1 protein-coding gene is annotated in these 832 nt (G+C 65.5%); it reads left to right on the top strand.

The annotated features are described in order from the left end of the window. Positions 1–128: 128 nt before the first annotated feature. A partial coding sequence (locus AAE045_RS23350) for an AAA family ATPase (protein WP_455549700.1) occupies positions 129–832 on the top strand: 704 nt, incomplete at its 3' end.

Genomic DNA, 832 nt, shown 5'->3' with positions numbered 1-832 from the left:
ACACCAATCGCAACGTGGTGGTCGAGGAACTGTAAGCATAGTGCCGGCCGCTGGCCGGCAACCTCGAAAAACCCAATTCATCCGTGAGCACACCCATGCCGCACAAGATTGAAGTTTCTTCCGCCACCATGACCCCGCGCGAAATCGTGCAGGAACTGGACCGGCACATCGTCGGCCAGCACGACGCCAAGCGTGCGGTCGCCATCGCGCTGCGCAACCGCTGGCGCCGCATGCAGCTGCCGACCGAGCTGCGCAACGAAGTGATGCCCAAGAACATCCTGATGATCGGCCCGACCGGCGTCGGCAAGACCGAGATCGCGCGTCGCCTGGCCACGCTGGCCAATGCACCGTTCGTCAAGGTCGAAGCGACCCGCTTCACCGAGGTCGGCTATGTCGGCAAGGATGTGGAGCAGATCATCCGCGACCTGGCCGACACCGCGGTCAAGCTGTACCGCGAGCAGGCCAAGGTGCGCGTGCGCACGCAGGCCGAAGAACGCGCCGAAGACCGCATCCTGGATGCGCTGTTGCCGCGCCGCAGCACCGGCATCGGCTTCGACGCCGAAGCCGCGCGCAATGAGCCGTCCGCGCAGGACAACGAGACCCGCATCAAGTTCCGCCGCATGCTGCGCAACGGTGAGCTGGACGAGCGAGAGATCGAGCTGGAAGTGTCGGCCAACGTGAGCATGGACATCATGACCCCGCCGGGCATGGAGGAAATGGGCCAGCAGCTGCGCCAGATGTTCTCCAGCATGGGCGGCGCGAAGGCGCAGAAGCGCACGCTGTCGATCAAGGCGGCGCGCCCGCTGCTGGTCGAGGAGGAGGCCGGCAAGCT

Origin of the sequence: Dryocola clanedunensis (genome assembly GCF_038405435.1) — a bacterium.
GTDB lineage: Bacteria > Pseudomonadota > Gammaproteobacteria > Enterobacterales > Enterobacteriaceae > Dryocola > Dryocola clanedunensis_A.
The sequence above is the reverse complement of the archived record's forward strand: the minus strand, read 5'-3'. Positions and strand labels throughout refer to the sequence as shown.